Origin of the sequence: Sinomonas notoginsengisoli (genome assembly GCF_021554725.1) — a bacterium.
Taxonomy (GTDB): domain Bacteria; phylum Actinomycetota; class Actinomycetes; order Actinomycetales; family Micrococcaceae; genus Sinomonas; species Sinomonas notoginsengisoli.
The window spans coordinates 675588-690604 of the sequence record NZ_JAIZDP010000001.1; the positions used below are offsets into that span (position 1 = coordinate 675588).

At 68.8% G+C, this 15017-nt stretch carries 14 protein-coding genes; all 14 read right to left on the reverse strand.

What is annotated here, in order from left to right:
* Positions 1-53: 53 nt before the first annotated feature.
* Positions 54-944 (reverse strand): F0F1 ATP synthase subunit gamma, encoded by an 891-nt coding sequence (locus LF262_RS03100; protein ID WP_235778788.1) that lies wholly within the window; start codon positions 942-944, stop codon positions 54-56.
* A 77-nt stretch (positions 945-1021) separates the two neighbouring features.
* Positions 1022-2659 (reverse strand): F0F1 ATP synthase subunit alpha, encoded by a 1638-nt coding sequence (atpA, locus tag LF262_RS03105; protein WP_235778789.1) that lies wholly within the window; start codon positions 2657-2659, stop codon positions 1022-1024.
* Positions 2660-2749: 90 nt separating this feature from the next.
* A complete protein-coding gene (locus LF262_RS03110) occupies positions 2750-3583 on the reverse strand; it encodes a F0F1 ATP synthase subunit delta (RefSeq protein WP_235778790.1) in 834 nt (277 codons plus the stop codon).
* The gene (locus LF262_RS03115; RefSeq protein ID WP_235778791.1) at positions 3583-4137 is read right to left on the reverse strand and encodes a F0F1 ATP synthase subunit B; all 555 of its coding nucleotides are present in this window, start codon (positions 4135-4137) and stop codon (positions 3583-3585) included. The genes LF262_RS03110 and LF262_RS03115 overlap by 1 nt, the downstream gene beginning before the upstream one ends.
* A gap of 56 nt (positions 4138-4193) precedes the next feature.
* Positions 4194-4397 (reverse strand): ATP synthase F0 subunit C, encoded by a 204-nt coding sequence (gene atpE, locus LF262_RS03120; protein WP_066498570.1) that lies wholly within the window; start codon positions 4395-4397, stop codon positions 4194-4196.
* A gap of 80 nt (positions 4398-4477) precedes the next feature.
* The gene (gene atpB / locus LF262_RS03125; RefSeq protein WP_235778792.1) at positions 4478-5278 is read right to left on the reverse strand and encodes a F0F1 ATP synthase subunit A; all 801 of its coding nucleotides are present in this window, start codon (positions 5276-5278) and stop codon (positions 4478-4480) included.
* A gap of 88 nt (positions 5279-5366) precedes the next feature.
* Positions 5367-5657: an AtpZ/AtpI family protein gene (locus LF262_RS03130; RefSeq protein ID WP_235778793.1), complete on the reverse strand. Its 291-nt coding sequence runs from the start codon at positions 5655-5657 to the stop codon at positions 5367-5369.
* On the reverse strand, positions 5650-6162 hold the full coding sequence (locus LF262_RS03135; RefSeq protein ID WP_235778794.1) for a hypothetical protein: 513 nt from the start codon (positions 6160-6162) through the stop codon (positions 5650-5652). The genes LF262_RS03130 and LF262_RS03135 overlap by 8 nt, the downstream gene beginning before the upstream one ends.
* 115 nt (positions 6163-6277) lie before the next feature.
* Entirely contained in the window at positions 6278-7816 is a 1539-nt protein-coding gene (locus LF262_RS03140) for an MraY family glycosyltransferase (protein WP_235778795.1), read from the reverse strand.
* Positions 7817-7819: 3 nt separating this feature from the next.
* The gene (locus LF262_RS03145; protein ID WP_235778796.1) at positions 7820-9715 is read right to left on the reverse strand and encodes a glycosyltransferase; all 1896 of its coding nucleotides are present in this window, start codon (positions 9713-9715) and stop codon (positions 7820-7822) included.
* A gap of 58 nt (positions 9716-9773) precedes the next feature.
* A complete protein-coding gene (locus LF262_RS03150; RefSeq protein WP_372462715.1) occupies positions 9774-10574 on the reverse strand; it encodes an L-threonylcarbamoyladenylate synthase in 801 nt (266 codons plus the stop codon).
* Between the two features lie 80 nt (positions 10575-10654).
* A complete protein-coding gene (locus tag LF262_RS03155; RefSeq protein ID WP_235778798.1) occupies positions 10655-11701 on the reverse strand; it encodes a N5-glutamine methyltransferase family protein in 1047 nt (348 codons plus the stop codon).
* Positions 11698-12771 carry a peptide chain release factor 1 gene (prfA, locus tag LF262_RS03160; RefSeq protein WP_235778799.1) on the reverse strand — a complete coding sequence of 358 codons (1074 nt, stop codon included), beginning with the start codon at positions 12769-12771 and terminating at the stop codon, positions 11698-11700. The genes LF262_RS03155 and prfA overlap by 4 nt, the downstream gene beginning before the upstream one ends.
* Positions 12772-12872: 101 nt before the next feature.
* The gene (rho, locus tag LF262_RS03165; RefSeq protein WP_235778800.1) at positions 12873-15017 is read right to left on the reverse strand and encodes a transcription termination factor Rho; all 2145 of its coding nucleotides are present in this window, start codon (positions 15015-15017) and stop codon (positions 12873-12875) included.

Below are 15017 nucleotides of genomic sequence, written 5' to 3' on the forward strand. Positions count from 1 at the left end.
CAGTAGATGGCGTGGAATCAGTCTATCGGTGGGTGCTCGTACGGACCGTGCGCTCAGGCACTGAGCGCGTCCGCGCCAGCGATGATCTCGGTCAGCTCTTGCGTGATCTCCGCCTGCCGGGCGGTGTTGCGCAGTCGCGTGTACTTCTTGATCAGGTCGGTCGCGTTGTCGCCCGCGTTCTTCATGGCACGCTGGCGCGAGGCGAGCTCGCTGGCGGCGGCCTGCAGCATCGCCGCGAAGATCCGCGACTCGATGTAGCGCGGGAGTAGCGCGTCGAGCACCTGCTCGGGCTCGGGCTCGTACTCGTAGAGCGGCAGGATCTCGTTCGGGTCCGCCACGTACTCCTCGACGACCTCGAGGGGAAGCAGCCGGATCACGGTGGGTTCCTGCACCACCATCGACTTGAACTGGGTGTAGACGACATGGATCTCGTCGACCCCGCCGTCCTCATAGCGCTCAGCGAAGGCCTCGAGGAGCACCTTGCTGATCTCGCGTGCGGTCGAGAATTCTGGATTGTCGGTTCCGCCAGTCCACACCCGCACGTAGTCGCGGTTGCGGAAGTCGAAGTAGGCTTGGCCCTTGCGGCCGACGATGTAGCTGGACACCTCTTTGCCCTCTCCGCGGAGGAGCTCGGCAAGGGACTCGCCCTGCTTCAGGATGCTGGCCGAGTAGGCGCCGGCCTGGCCCCGGTCTGCCGTGAGGACCAGCACCGCCGCGCGCCGCACCTGCGTGGGTTCGGTGGTCAGCGGGTGGTCGATCTCGGACGAAGAGGAGACAGCAGAAACGGCGCGAGTAATGGCATTCGCGTACGGCAGGGAAGCGGCCACGCGGGCACGCGCCTTGCCGATGCGGGAGGTAGCAATCAGCTCCATCGCCTTGAACATCTTGCGCATCGACGACGTCGAGGCAATCTTCTGGCGGTAGACCCGGATCTGGGCTCCCATTCTTGTCCTTTCCTCACCCTCGCTGACTGGCCGGGTCGGTGCCATGGGCCCCGACCCAGCCGATCAGCCGCAGGGAATCAGCGCTTCTGCTTGACGATCTTTTCCTGGTTGACATCGCCCTCGGCAAGAGCGGCGTGCTCTTCGTGGCCGGCGCCGACCAGCTGGTTGTCGCCCTCGCCGAAGAAGCCCTTCTTGAAGTCCGTCACCGCGGTCTTGAGGGCCTCGACGGTGTCGTCCTCGAGCTTGCCGGTCTGGGCGAGCGTCGTCAGGATCGAGGTCTTGCGCTTGAGGTAGTCAAGGAAGTCGGCCTCGAAGCGACGGACGTCCTCGACAGGGACGTCGTCCAGATAGCCGCGGGTGCCGGCCCAGATGGAGACGACCTGCTCCTCGACGGGGTAGGGGTTGTGCTGGCCCTGCTTGAGCAGCTCCATGAGGCGGGCGCCACGGGTGAGCTGCTGACGCGACGCGGCGTCAAGGTCCGACGCGAACATCGCGAACGCCTGCATGTCGCGGTACTGCGCGAGGTCCAGTTTGAGCGTGCCCGAGACCGCCTTCATCGACTTGACCTGAGCGGCGCCACCGACTCGGGAGACGGAGATGCCGACATCCACCGCGGGGCGCTGGTTCGCATTGAACAGGTCCGACTGGAGGAAGATCTGGCCGTCCGTGATGGAAATGACGTTGGTCGGGATGTACGCCGAGACGTCGTTCGCCTTGGTCTCGATGATGGGGAGGCCAGTCATCGAGCCAGCACCGAGCTCGTCCGAGAGCTTCGCGCAGCGCTCGAGCAGGCGGGAGTGCAGGTAGAACACGTCACCCGGGTAGGCCTCGCGGCCCGGCGGCCGGCGCAGGAGGAGGGAGACGGCGCGGTAGGCCTCGGCCTGCTTCGAGAGGTCATCGAAGATGATGAGGACGTGCTTGCCCCCGTACATCCAGTGCTGGCCGATGGCGGAGCCGGCGTAAGGGGCGAGGTACTTGAAGCCGGCCGGATCGGACGCCGGCGAGGCCACGATCGTCGTGTACTCGAGGGCACCGTGGTCCTCGAGGGTCTGGCGCACGCCAGCGACCGTCGAAGCCTTCTGACCGATCGCGACGTAGATGCAGCGGACCTGCTTCGTGGCGTCGCCTGAAGCCCAGTTGGCCTTCTGGTTGATGATCGTGTCCACCGCGATGGCCGTCTTGCCGGTCTGCCGGTCACCGATGAGCAGCTGACGCTGGCCACGGCCGATCGGGATCATCGCGTCGATTGCCTTGAGGCCCGTCTGCATCGGCTCGTGGACCGACTTACGCTGTGTCACGCCCGGGGCCTGGAGCTCGAGCGCGCGGGTGGTCTCCGCGGCGATCGGCCCGAGGTCGTCGATCGGCGCACCGAGCGGGTCGACCACGCGGCCCAGGAAGGCGTCCCCGACCGGCACCGAAAGGATCTGGCCGGTGCGGTGCACCTCCTGGCCCTCCTCGATACCGCCGAAGTCGCCGAGGATGATGACGCCGATTTCGCGGACGTCGAGGTTCTGGGCCAGGCCCAGGGTTCCGTCCTCGAAGCGGAGGAGCTCGTTCGCCATGACCGAGGGGAGGCCCTCGACACGGGCAATGCCGTCGCCGGCGGTGGTCACCCGACCGACCTCGACGCGCTCAGCCGTGCCAGGCTCGTAGGAAGCCGCGAAGTCGTTCAGCGCGCTGCGGACGTCGTCGGCATTGATGGTCAATTCGGCCATCTTGCAGTCCTGCTCTCTTGATTCTCGTGGTCACCGAAGAGCCGTACTGCCTGCGATGACCGAATTGTCTGATACAAGTGTGCTGATGCCTCAGCGTGCCTGCACGGCGAGCTGACGGCGCAGCTCGCCGAGCCTCGTCACCGTCGAGGCATCCAGCACCTCGTCGCCGACCGTCACGCGGACGCCGCCGACAAGCGACGGGTCCACGGTCGTGTTGATCTTGAGCTCGCGCCCGTAGAGGGCATTGAGCCCCCTCTGGAGCCGCTCAGCCTGCGCCCCGCTAAGGGGGCGAGCGACGGCGACGTCGGCGATCCACCGCTTCTGGCGCCCTGCGGCGAGGGAAGCGAACTTCTCGACGAGTGCAGTCGGCTTGCTCCCGCGGGGAGCCGTGACGGCCTGGCTGATGAGCAGCTTCGCCTCCTCGGAGACATCCGGCACGAGCCGGAGCGCGAGGGAACGCCTCGCCTCAGGCGAGGCCTGCTGCTCGGTCAAGGCCGACTGGACCTCGTGGCTCGACTCGACCGTGTGGTTGAAGGCGAACAGATCGTTCTGGATCTTCTCCAGACCGCTGAGGCCGCTCGCGGAACCGGAGCCTTGCTCGGCCACAGCGATTGCCACCGTCGAGGCAAGGGTCTCGAGTGCATCGCTGACGTCGCGAGCGTCGGCCCAGCGCGAGGCGGCCAGCTTTGCCGTGATCTCCACGGCCTCAGCAGATGCCTTTCCCTCCAGCAGGCTCCGTACGAGCGCCGACTTCTCCGTGCCCTCGCGGGATGGATCGGTCAGCGCACGGCGAAGGCCGGCGGAGCTGTCAAGGACGCCCAGGATGCCGAAGAGCTCCCGCGCCAGCGACAGCGAGGCCGTGGGCAGCGTGGTCTCCAGGTCGGCCAGCGCGGCGGCCAGCGATTCGCTCGATACTCCTGCCATTACTTCACCGCACCTGCGTTCTGGGATTCCAGCTCGGCAAGGAAGCGATCCACGACACGCCCAGCCCGGGCATCGTCGTCGAGCGACTCGCCGACGATCCGGCCGGCCAGCGTCGTGGCCAGCGAGCCGACCTCGGAGCGCAGCGATGCGACAGCCTGCGTCCGCTCCGCCTCGATCTGGGTGTGGGCCTGTTCGGTGATGCGGGCGGCCTCGGCGGCCGCCTTTTCCTTGAGCTCCGCGAGGATCTGCGCGCCCTCGGCGCGGGCCTCCTCCCGGATGCGGTTGGCCTCAGTACGCGCATCAGTGAGCTGCTGCTTGTACTCCTCGAGTGCTGCCGAAGCCTCCGCCTGGGCCTTCTCGGCCTTCGCGATGCCGCCCTCGATGGCCTCCGCACGCTCGGCAAACGTCTTCTCGAACGCCGGGACGACGAACTTGACGACGATCCAGAGCAGGACTGCGAAGCCCACGGCAACGACCAGGATCTCCCACCAGTTCGGCATGAGCGGGCTCTGGCTGCTGCCTTCGGTGGTGGCGCGAACAATGAACTGATGCATGTTGTGCACCCCTCCTATCTACTCGGTTCTGGCTGCGTGCGCCGTGTTCTGGAGGATCAGAGCACGAAGGCGAACACGAGGCCGAGGATCGCGAGCGCCTCGGTGAGCGCGAGGCCGAGGAAGGCGATCGGCTGGAGCACGCGCTGCGCCTCCGGCTGGCGGGCCACGCCGTTGATGTAGGCCGCGAAGACGAGACCCACGCCGATGGCACCGCCGATGGCGGATAGACCGTAGCCGACGAGGTTGAGGTTGCCGGTCATTGTGTTCCTTTCAGGTTGCCCAGGCGGGCTGATTGAGTGTTCGGTTCATCCCCCGAAGGGGGGAAGTCTCAGGGGTGGATTCAGTGCGCGTCCGCGTGGAGCGCGCCCTGGATGTAGATGGCGGTCAGAAGGGTGAAGACGTACGCCTGCAGGACCATGATCAGCGCCTCGAGCATGTACATCGCGGTCGCGCCGACGAGTACGAGGAGCGAGGTGCCCTTGAGCAGGACGCTCTCCTGCGCGATGAGGAATGCGATGCCGGAGCCGGCGAGGGCAACCACGAGGTGCCCGGCAAGCATGGTCGCGAAGAGACGGAGGCTGTGCGTCATCGGGCGGACGATGAAGTTCGAGATGATCTCGATGGGGACGACGATTGGCAGGATGTACCACGGCACGCCTGCCGGGACGACGGTGAGCTTGATGAACCGCGCGCCGAACTTGCGCAGGCCGACGCCGATCCAGGTCACGTAGACGAGGGCAGCAAGGAAGTAGGCGCCGCCGACGTGCGACATCGTGGGGAGCTGGAAGAACGGGATCGCGCCGTAGATGTTGTTGACCAGGATGAAGAAGAACAGCGCGAAGAGCAGTGGCACGAACTTCATGAAGTCGCGGCCGCCGATGATGTCCTTGCCGATCGAGTTGCGCACGAACCCGTACAGGTACTCGCCCGCGAACTGGAGCTTGCCGGGGACGAGCTGGCCCCTGCGGGACGCAACGAGGAAGAACCAGGCGATGAAGACGACGGAGAGCAGGACCATCAGCATCTGCTTCGAGAAGCCTTCAGCTGCGCCCCACGGGAAGATGGCCGGGAGGTGCATTTCCTCGAGAGTGGGCGGGGTGAAGGCGCCGGTGTCATCGGCCGGAAGCGTGAGCGGGGTCAACGCGATTCCTCTCTGCAGTGTCCATCGTCGGGCAGATGCCGGGGCGAGTAGCTTTCGACCCCCACATGTGAAATTTTCGGGTGCTCCATCAGCGACGTTCCGTCTCGGCGTCGTCCCCTGAGCCCTGAGGCTCGCCAGAGCTCTTTCGGTGCGTGAGGAGCCCATGCTTCATGGTCAGGTAGATGCCACCGGCAATCCCCACCAGAGCGCCAACGAGCACAAGCCAGCGCGTTTTCAGGAGATTGTCCAGCCCCCACCCTATCAAACTCCAGACAACGATCCCGCCAATTACATAGCTGAAGACCGCCATCCCGGAGTTGTAGCCGCGGTCACCCTCGGGGGCGCCGGAAGGCCTGTTCGCCGGGTTCTTCTCAGGCATGGGGGCCCTCCTGGCCGGACGACGGCGCCGCGTCTGACCGCCCGCTGCCGGTAGGGGGTACGTCGTCGAAGATCTGCAGCCGGAGGCGGCTGAACGCGAGAACTTCGACTGTCTGCCAGATCACCACCGTGGCGATTCCAGCCGCTCCGAACCAGGGGCCAGCCACCCATGCGGGCTTGCCGAGCCACAGCAGGAGTGCGGCGAATCCCACGACCTTGAGCACGTAGACGACCGCGAAGACGCCGATCGCCCCCGAGGGGTTGTTGCGTCCCGCGAAGTGGCCGGCAATGAGGCTCAGCGCGAAGAAGGCGATCACGATTCCGGCGGCGAAGAGCACGCTGCCAGCCGCGCCGGGGCCCGAGGCGACGAGTCCCGCGATCGCCAGCAGGATCGCCCCTGCCGCCGAGGCCGCCGAGGATGTGGCGGCGAGGCCGAGCCATGGAGTCCGCCCGCCGCCGGATCCGCCGACGCGGGGACGGCCGACGAAGCCGAACTTGCGCATCATAGGGTCCATTTCATGCCAATTCGTCGGCGGCCTGCAGCCAGGAGGCCGGCGGGGAGGGGTGCGAAACTATTCTACACGGGATAGAACTGGGCCCGTGCCGGCAGGGAGGCCAGCGTCAGGAGGCGCTCCGCCGCGCCGTCGTGCGCCATCTCCGTTCGAGCGCGCGCCACTGCCACACCGCGACGCACACCTGGGCGAGCAGCCACACGGCCGCAGAGGTGGCCAGAGTCAGCCAGAACCAAGGGGTGTCCGACCACGGCAGCCTCTGAACGACGAGGAGCACGATGGAGGAGGCGATGACCTTCATGAGCGCATCGGCGACAAGGGTGCGGCGTCCAAACGGCAATGACCGCGCCGCGAAGTGCAGGATCATCACGGCCGCTCCCCCGCACACGGTGACGACGCCGAGCGCGAGGAACGTGGGATAGATCATGGGCACACCGCCGATGCCCAGGCCGGTGAAGCCGAGCAGCGTGGTGGCGGCCACGACGGCGGTGATGGGGACCGAGAAGCGCTTGGTCCACGCGCTCGGGTGGAGCCAAACTGGCCGTCCCTGCCCGCTCCCGACCGCGTCTCGGGCCCAGGGGTGCAGCGTGAGGAAGGCCATGGCCGGCAGGACGATCGCATTGACGATCGTGAGCGGGATCCACGGCACGAACGCATAGGCCACTCCGCCGAACGCCACGAGCGCCGTCCAGACGTACATGACGGCCACTGCCTGACGGTGCGTATAGCCGAGGTCGAGCAGCTTGTGGTGGACATGCTCACGGTCCGGCGAGAACGGCGAGCGGCCACTCGTGGTCCTCCGGAGCACCGCAAGGACAAGGTCCAGGAAGGGAAGGAGCATGACGACGATGGGAAGGACGACCGGGATGAAGGTCGGGATGCCCTCCGCCCGGTCGTAGAGGCCTGACGCAACTTGGCCGGTCGCCACCACAGCACCGGTCGCCATGAGGAGCCCGAGCAGCATGGACCCCGAGTCCCCCATGAAGATCCGGGCGGGATGGACATTGTGTGGGAGAAACCCGAGACAAATCCCCACGAGGAGTGCCATCAGCAGTGTGGCGAGGTCCGTGTAGTCCGGCAGGAAAGCATTGCGGTGCACCCAGTAGGCCGTGAGGAAGAACGCAATGCCGCCAATGGCGGCGACGCCCGCGGCGAGGCCGTCCAGTCCGTCGACGAAGTTGATCGCGTTGACCGTGAGCACGATGAGGAACATCGTCAGGCCGATCTGGAGCCACTCGGCGGTGATCGGGATGGAACCGAGGGGCACGAAGGTGACACGTGGTCCCCACAGCGCCACGACTCCGGCGGCGAGGGCCTGTCCACCGAGCTTGACCCAGCTGTTAAGGTCCACCACGTCGTCGACGGCCCCCACGACGGCGATGACCGCGGCGCCACCCAGCACCGCCCACGGTTGGGGGGTGTCGAGGAAGATGGCGCGCACCCAGACCGTCTGGGACGCCGCCCAGAAGGCCACGGCGAATCCAGTCAGCATCGCCACGCCCCCGAGGCGGGGGACGCTGCGGGTATGCACATCACGTTCGCGCACGGGAGAGACGATGCCCCAATGGAGCGCGAGCACCCGGACTACTCCGGTGGCCGCGTAGGTGACAATTGCCGCGAGCATCGCCACGAGGACGTATATGAACATGGGCTAGCCGGCGGCCTCTCCGGAGCCGCGTGCGCCGATCAATGACGACGCCTCCTCGGGGCGCTCGGTGAACGCCCGGCGGTACCCCCGCCGTCGCAGCCGGGTCGGAACGATGCGGTAGATCCCACGCACGAGCACGTTCCGGGCGAACGTCCACGGGCCGATGTAGTGTGCTTCGAGCATTTTCGACTGGAGGCGCATCTCGGCCATGAGCATGCGCAGGCCACCTCGACGTGCGTACGCGCCCTCACTGACCCGGTAGAGGACGAGCACGTCGGGCACATTCGCTCCCCTGCTGCCGCGATGCAGCATTCGGACCCAGAGCCAGTAGTCCTCCATGTCGGGGACGCCGCGGTATCCTCCAGCGGCCCGCACCGCCCCGGCACGGTACATGACGCTGGGGTGGTTGAACGGCGTCCGGAAGGCGAGCTGCGCCATGATCTCACGATGGGAGGCGGGGACCGGACGGCTCGCGAGCACCTCCGATTCGTCCTCACCGACCTCGGCAATGGCCGACCCGACGACGTCGTACCCCTCCGCCAGAAGCCTCAGCTGACGCTCGAACCGCTCTGGGAGCGCCACGTCGTCGGCGTCCATACGAGCCACGACGTCGTGGCGGCACCGATCGAGGCCCTTGTCCAGTGCTTCGGCGAGCCCGACGCCCCGGGCCAGGCGCAGAACCTCCGTGACACCGCGGCCCGACCGCTCGGCGTCCACCAGGGCGCTTTCAATGTCCGAGTCGACCGGGCCGTCGCGCACGATGACGAGCTGTGCCGGGCGTACCGTCTGGGCCGTGGTCACCGACTCGATGGCCCGCCGAACGCGGTGGGCGGAGTCTCCGGCGTAGACGGGCAGGAGCACTGAGAACTGGGGCATCGATTCGCCGTCCTGCACCTCCCGGGCGAAGGCCGCTTGGCTGACTCCGGGCGCAGGGAGCGCCCCGGCGGCCGCCAGCACGTCCTCGGTGGGCCGGGGCCCCCGCGCGAGCGCCTCCCTCAGTCCGGCGAGCCCCGCCGCCAGGACGACACCCGGGCGAGGGCTACGGCCTACCATGGTCCCCCAGCGGCAAATAGTCGATGCACCGTAGAGCACCTTCTCTACGGGTGCGAGGGCGGGCGAGCGGAAGAAAGTCCAGATCTTGTTGCGGACCTCGAACCGGAACCGTGGCCCTACATCGGCCGTGAACGAGTCGTAGACCTTCGTGTGGTGCTCCACCACGGAGTCGACGCTTGCGAGGGCGAGCCGGTGGCGGGCCAGCCGCGCGGTGAACTCGAAGTCGTCGTTCCAGAGGAAGAAGTCCGCGACGGGCAGGCCGTGCGCGCGGACCGCGGCGGCATCCACGAACAGCGACACGAATGATGCCGAGCGGACGGCCCGGGCGCGATGCCGGGCCGCATAGTCGCGGTCCTGGTATGAGGCGTCCCAACGGTCACGCATCGTGTTCATCGGGTGGTCGCGGCTGTCGGTCCAGACGACCCGGCTCGCAATGAACGCGGGCTTGTCCGTCTCCGGGTAGGCGTTCCACAGCCGGACGGCCTCCGCGAGGGTCCCCGTGAGCGGCACTGTGTCATCGTCCATGATCCACAGCAGGTCTGGCGCGTGCCGCGCGAGGGCCGCCGCCATCCCGGCAGCGAACCCCCCAGCGCCGCCGGTGTTGTGGTTCAGGCGGACCAGCTCATAGGCGAAGGGGAACGTCAGCCCGGCGAGGTACTCCGGCGACGAGTCGGTCGAGGCGTTGTCCACGACGACGAGCGCGTCGGGCGTATGGTCACCAGCAGCGAGCGCGGCGAGCGAGCGCTCGAGGAGCTCGCGCCGGTTGTAGCTCACGACGACGGCAACCACGCGCGGGGCCGTAATGGCGCCGGAGGCGCTCGCGACGCCGGACGATGTGGTGCTCATGCAGGGGCAGACCTCTGGGAGTTCGAAGGTGGCAGGTTCACCCTACCGAATGGGCGGGCTATGCTGCGGGTCCTGCTGAGTCGGTGGGCGTGCCGGTTTCCGTGGCGCCCTCGCGCACGGGAGCGGCCCCTGCCTCAGAGGCCTCTGCCGTCGCCGCGGCACCGGGAGCGTCCTCGGGCTCCTCGCCGAGCCCGAGGACATCTGGGGCAACCTGGCGGATCGCCTCGATGCTGAGGGCTCCCTGGCGGACTATGCGCAGCCTTGCGCCCGTGCAGTCCACGATGGTGGAGGGAAGCCCTGCCGAGCCGTCCGCTCCTCGGCCGGCACCAGGGCGGAAATCCTCCTCGAGGTACACCTCGACGCTCTCCGCGAGCTGCTCCCGCGCCTCCGCCGCCGTCTGCGCGGCCGCGTGGCCGGTGCGGTTGGCACTCGAGACCGCGAGCGGGCCGGTGATCGTCAAGAGCGCCTGGGCGAGCTCGTTGTCCGGGATACGCAGTGCCACCGTTCCCTTGGTCTCGCCGAGGTCCCATGTGAGCGAGGGCTGGGCGTGGAGGATGAGCGTCAGGGGCCCCGGCCAGAACTTCTCGGCCAGCGCGCGCCCGGCCGTGGGAATCTCGGTGGCGAGGCCGTCCATGGTCTGCAGGCGCGGAATGAGGACGGGTGGCGGCATGGACCGTCCGCGGCCCTTCGCCGCGAGGAGCGTGGCGACCGCCTGCGCCGAGAATGCGTCCGCTGCGATGCCGTAGACCGTGTCGGTGGGCATCACCACACATTGCTTCTGGGCGATCGCGCGCTGTGCATGGGCCAGGCCCTCGGCGCGCTGTTCGGGATCGATGCAGTTGTAGGTCGCGGTGGTCACGGGGTCCATTCTTCCACGCGGCCTCCGGTGGCCCTGTCAGATCTGGCACTCGTCCGGGACGCGCCACGGTCCATGGTTCCTCACGCTCTGACGGCGCTGGTGGCGCGGGGAAGGTCGTTGAGGTCGGTGTGGGACCGAACGTGCGTCCAGAGCGGGCTAGCGCCCAGGAGCTCGGCGAGGCGCCCGGTCTGGACCTCCGCGTGCTCCATGACGAAGAATCCGCCCGGGGCCAGCAGCCTCGCAGCCGAGGCCGCCGCCGCGAGCGGAAGCTCGAGCCCCCCGTCCGCTCCCCCGTACAGTGCCATCTCCGGGTCGTGCAGCGCCGCCTCGGGCTCCTTCGGGACCATGCCGGGCGGGATGTACGGGGGGTTGGACACGACGACGTCCGCCGTCCCGTTCAGTTCGGGCAGCGCCGTGCGCAGGTCGCCGAGGACCAGATGGACCCGACCGCCCGCTTCGGGCAGGGCAACGTTGCGGGCGGCCCACGCATGCGCGAGTTCGGAGAGCTCGACGGCATGGACCGTGGCCCCGGGCGCCTCGTGCGCGACAGCGACGGCGATCGCCCCCGAGCCTGTGCCGAGGTCGACGACGATCGGTCCCTTCCGAGCCGGGAGCGAGGCAGCGCCGTCGTGCGAAGAGGACGACGGCGCCGGGCCGGGCGCGCTGGGTCGGGTCTGGGCCGGCGGAGCCTCCACGGATTCCGGGAAGTGCTGGGCGATCCAGTCGAGGGCGATCTGCACGACACCCTCCGTCTCGGGCCTGGGCACGAAGGCGCCCGGACCGACGGCGAGCGTGAGGTGCCTGAAGTGGGCGGTGCCGGTGAGGTGCTGGAGGGGGACGCGGCGCGCCCGTTCGGCAACGAGCTCCGAGAAGGCGTCCCAGAAGCCTGCCGGCAATGGGGCGCCGGTGATCGCCAGGGCCCGGAGGCGGCCCAGGCCTCCTCCGCCGAGTCCCCCGCCCCCGGGTTGGCGCGCGAGGAGGTGTTCCGCGAGCAGCTCCGCGTCCACGCGCGGACTCGGGACACCGGCTTCGGCGAGGATCGCGGCGGCGCGCCGCAGCGCGGAGCTGAGGTCCTGCGGCCGGGCCTCCTCCCCGGGGCTGGATCGCCCGGCGGGCGGCAGGCTCACTCCCCGATGGCCTCGAGGCGGTGCTGCTCGTCGAGGTCGATGCAGGACTGGATGACCGGCCCGAGGTCCCCGTCCATGACCGCGTCGAGGTTGTACGCCTTGTAGCCGGTGCGGTGGTCCGCGATCCGGTTCTCGGGATAGTTGTACGTGCGGATGCGCTCCGAGCGGTCCATGGTGCGGACTTGGGACTTGCGGGCCTCGGCGTTCTCCGCGTCGATCTGCTCCTGCTGGTGCGCGAGGAGGCGAGAGCGGAGCACGCGCATGGCAGCCTCGCGGTTCTGCAGCTGGGACTTCTCGTTCTGCATCGCCACGACGATCCCCGTGGGGAGGTGGGTGATGCGCACGGCGGAGTCGGTCGTGTTGACGCTCTGCCCGCCCGGACCGGACGAGCGGTACACATCGATCTTGAGGTCGTTGGCGTTGATCTCGATCTCCTCGGGCTCGTCCACCTCGGGGAACACGAGGACGCCGGCGGCGGACGTGTGGATGCGCCCCTGGGACTCCGTCACCGGGACCCGCTGGACCCGGTGCACGCCGCCCTCGTACTTCAGGTGCGCGAACACGCCCTCCGCCGGATCGCTGGACGTGCCCTTGATCGCAATCTGGATGTCCTTGTAGCCGCCGAGGTCCGATTCGGTCGAGGACAGTACCTCGGTCTTCCAGCCCTTGGACTCGGCGTAGCGGGTGTACATGCGCGTGAGGTCCGCCGCGAACAGGGCCGCCTCGTCGCCGCCCTCGCCGCCCTTGACCTCGAGGATCACGTTGCGGGTGTCGTTGGGGTCCCGCGGGATGAGGAGGCGGCGGAGCTTCTCCTGGGCCTGCTCATGGCCCGCTTCGAGGTCCGGGACCTCCGCGGCGAAGTCGGGGTCCTCGGCGGCCATCTCGCGGGCGGCATCGACGTCATCCCCGAGCTGCTTCCACCGGTTGTAGGCCTCGACGATGCCGTTGAGCTGGGCCGAACGGCGTCCGAGCTTCCGTGCGAGGGCCTGGTCCTGGTAGACCGAGGGGTCGCTCAGCTGCTTCTGGAGGTCGGCGTGCTCGTCCAGGAGTCCTTGCACGGACTCGAACATGTCAGGGCCTTTCTGGGGGCGGGAATGGGAGACGTCCATGACGACGACGACGACGGCGGCCGGCGCCGGTGGTGTCCGGTGCCGGCCGCCGTGCGAGGGCGCTAGTGCCTGTCGCTCTCGCCCTTGCCGGCGAGGGTCGTCTTCTGCACCTGGAGGAGGAACTCGACGTTCGAGCTCGTCTCGCGGATCTTCGTGGTGAGCAGCTCGAGGGCCTGCTGCGTGTCGAGGCCGGAGAGCACGCGGCGCAGCCGCCACATGATCTTGACCTCTTCCGGCGAGAGCAGGTTCTCCTCGCGGCGGGTGCCGGACGCGTTGACGTCCACAGCCGGGAAGATGCGCTTGTCTGCCAGGGCCCGCGAGAGGCGGAGCTCCATGTTGCCGGTGCCCTTGAACTCCTCGAAGATGACCTCGTCCATCTTCGAGCCCGTCTCGACGAGAGCCGTGGCGAGGATGGTGAGTGAGCCGCCGTTCTCGATGTTGCGCGCGGCGCCGAAGAAGCGCTTCGGCGGGTAGAGCGCGGCCGAGTCGACGCCACCGGAGAGGATACGGCCCGAGGCCGGCGCCGCGAGGTTGTACGCGCGGCCGAGTCGGGTCATCGAGTCAAGGAGCACGACGACGTCCATGCCCATCTCCACAAGGCGCTTGGCGCGCTCGATCGCGAGCTCGGCCACGGTCGTGTGGTCATCGGCGGGACGGTCGAAGGTCGAGGCAATGACCTCGCCCTTGACGGAGCGCTGCATGTCCGTGACCTCTTCGGGCCGCTCGTCCACGAGCACCATCATGAGGTGGACCTCAGGGTTGTTGATGGTGATCGCATTCGCGATGGACTGCAGGATGAGCGTCTTGCCGGCCTTCGGCGGAGAGACGATGAGGCCGCGCTGGCCCTTGCCGATCGGGGCCACGAGGTCGATCACACGGGGGCCGATCCTCTTCGGGTCCGTCTCGAGGCGCAGACGTTCGGACGGGTAGAGGGGGACGAGCTTGGTGAACTCGACGCGCCCCTTCATCTCCTCGGGGCTCTTGCCGTTGACGCTCGTGACACGGACGAGGGCGTTGAACTTCTGGCGGTTGCCGTGGCCCTGACGGCCACCGCCGCCCTGGTTCTCCTCGCCGTCGCGCGGGGCGCGGATCGCCCCGACCACGGCGTCACCCTTGCGCAGGCCGTGCTTCTTGACCTGGGCGAGGGGGACGTAGACGTCGTTCGGTCCCGGGAGGTAGCCGGACGTGCGGATGAACGCGTAGTTCTCCAGAACGTCGAGGATACCTGCCACGGGGAGGAGGACATCGTCCTCGGTGACCTCGGTCTCGTCGACCTCCGGGCCGGCGTTGCGGCGCCCGCTGCGGTCCCGCACCCGCTCGTTGCGGTCGCGGAAGCGCTCGTTGCGGCCTCCCTGATGGGTCTGGGCTTCCTCTCGGTCGCGGCCCCGGCGGTTGCGGCGCGAGCGGCGCGAGCCGCCCTCCTCGCCGTCGTGCTCGTCGCGGCGGCGTTCCTGTCGCTCCTGCTGGCGGTCCTGCTGCTGGCGGTCCTGCTGCTGGCGGTCCTGCTGGCCGCGGTCACCCCGACGCTGGCGCCCTTCGCCGGCTTCCTCGTGCCGCGTTTTTGCCTCGGCCTGCTCCTGCACCGGAGCCTCGCCGCGCTCCTGGGCGGGAGCCTCGGCGCGCTCCTGCGCTGGCTGGGCCGCGGTGCCCTCGTCGCCGGTGGCCTGGGCTGCCTCGGCGGAGCCCTCTGCGGCCTCGGCACGGCGGTTCCGGTTGCGCGTGCGGGTGGGACGCGTGCCCTCGGCGGGAGCCTCGGCCGGCGCGGCGGCTGGTGCCTCGGCGGCGGGGGTTGCTTCCGCGGTGGGTGCGGACTCCTCCGCCTGCGGCGCAGCGGCGGGGGTGACGACGCCGTCGCTGCCGGCACGACGCCGGGTGCGGCGAGCGCGTGGCTGGACGGGTTTGGCCTCAGGCTCGGCAGCCGGTGCCGCCTGGGCAGCCGGCGCGGCAGCCTCGGGCAGGGGCAGCTCGGCGAGGGCCTCGGCCGTCGCTGACGCGTCGCGGCGCTCGGCCGGGCGTCCCATGGGCTCGCCCTTCTGGTGGGCGGTGATCGCGGCGACGAGGTCGCCCTTGCGCATGCGGGAGCCACCGGTGATGCCCAGCTGGGATGCCAAGGCCTGCAACTGCGCGAGCTTGAGGCCGGCGATCCCCTTGGACTCCGACGCGGAGGAGGCTTCCACTGCTGGGTTCAGCTCAGTGGTCTGTGTCAC

What these genes read in the sequence shown, in the direction of transcription:
- LF262_RS03100 (WP_235778788.1), bottom strand. Translation starts at nt 944, where the DNA reads ATGGGAGCCCAGATCCGGGTCTACCGCCAGAAGATTGCCTCGACGTCG.
- atpA (WP_235778789.1), bottom strand. Translation starts at nt 2,659, where the DNA reads ATGGCCGAATTGACCATCAATGCCGACGACGTCCGCAGCGCGCTGAAC.
- LF262_RS03110 (WP_235778790.1), bottom strand. Translation starts at nt 3,583, where the DNA reads ATGGCAGGAGTATCGAGCGAATCGCTGGCCGCCGCGCTGGCCGACCTG.
- LF262_RS03115 (WP_235778791.1), bottom strand. Translation starts at nt 4,137, where the DNA reads ATGCATCAGTTCATTGTTCGCGCCACCACCGAAGGCAGCAGCCAGAGC.
- atpE (WP_066498570.1), bottom strand. Translation starts at nt 4,397, where the DNA reads ATGACCGGCAACCTCAACCTCGTCGGCTACGGTCTATCCGCCATCGGC.
- LF262_RS03130 (WP_235778793.1), bottom strand. Translation starts at nt 5,657, where the DNA reads ATGCCTGAGAAGAACCCGGCGAACAGGCCTTCCGGCGCCCCCGAGGGT.
- LF262_RS03135 (WP_235778794.1), bottom strand. Translation starts at nt 6,162, where the DNA reads ATGATGCGCAAGTTCGGCTTCGTCGGCCGTCCCCGCGTCGGCGGATCC.
- LF262_RS03140 (WP_235778795.1), bottom strand. Translation starts at nt 7,816, where the DNA reads ATGTTCATATACGTCCTCGTGGCGATGCTCGCGGCAATTGTCACCTAC.
- LF262_RS03145 (WP_235778796.1), bottom strand. Translation starts at nt 9,715, where the DNA reads ATGAGCACCACATCGTCCGGCGTCGCGAGCGCCTCCGGCGCCATTACG.
- prfA (WP_235778799.1), bottom strand. Translation starts at nt 12,771, where the DNA reads ATGTTCGAGTCCGTGCAAGGACTCCTGGACGAGCACGCCGACCTCCAG.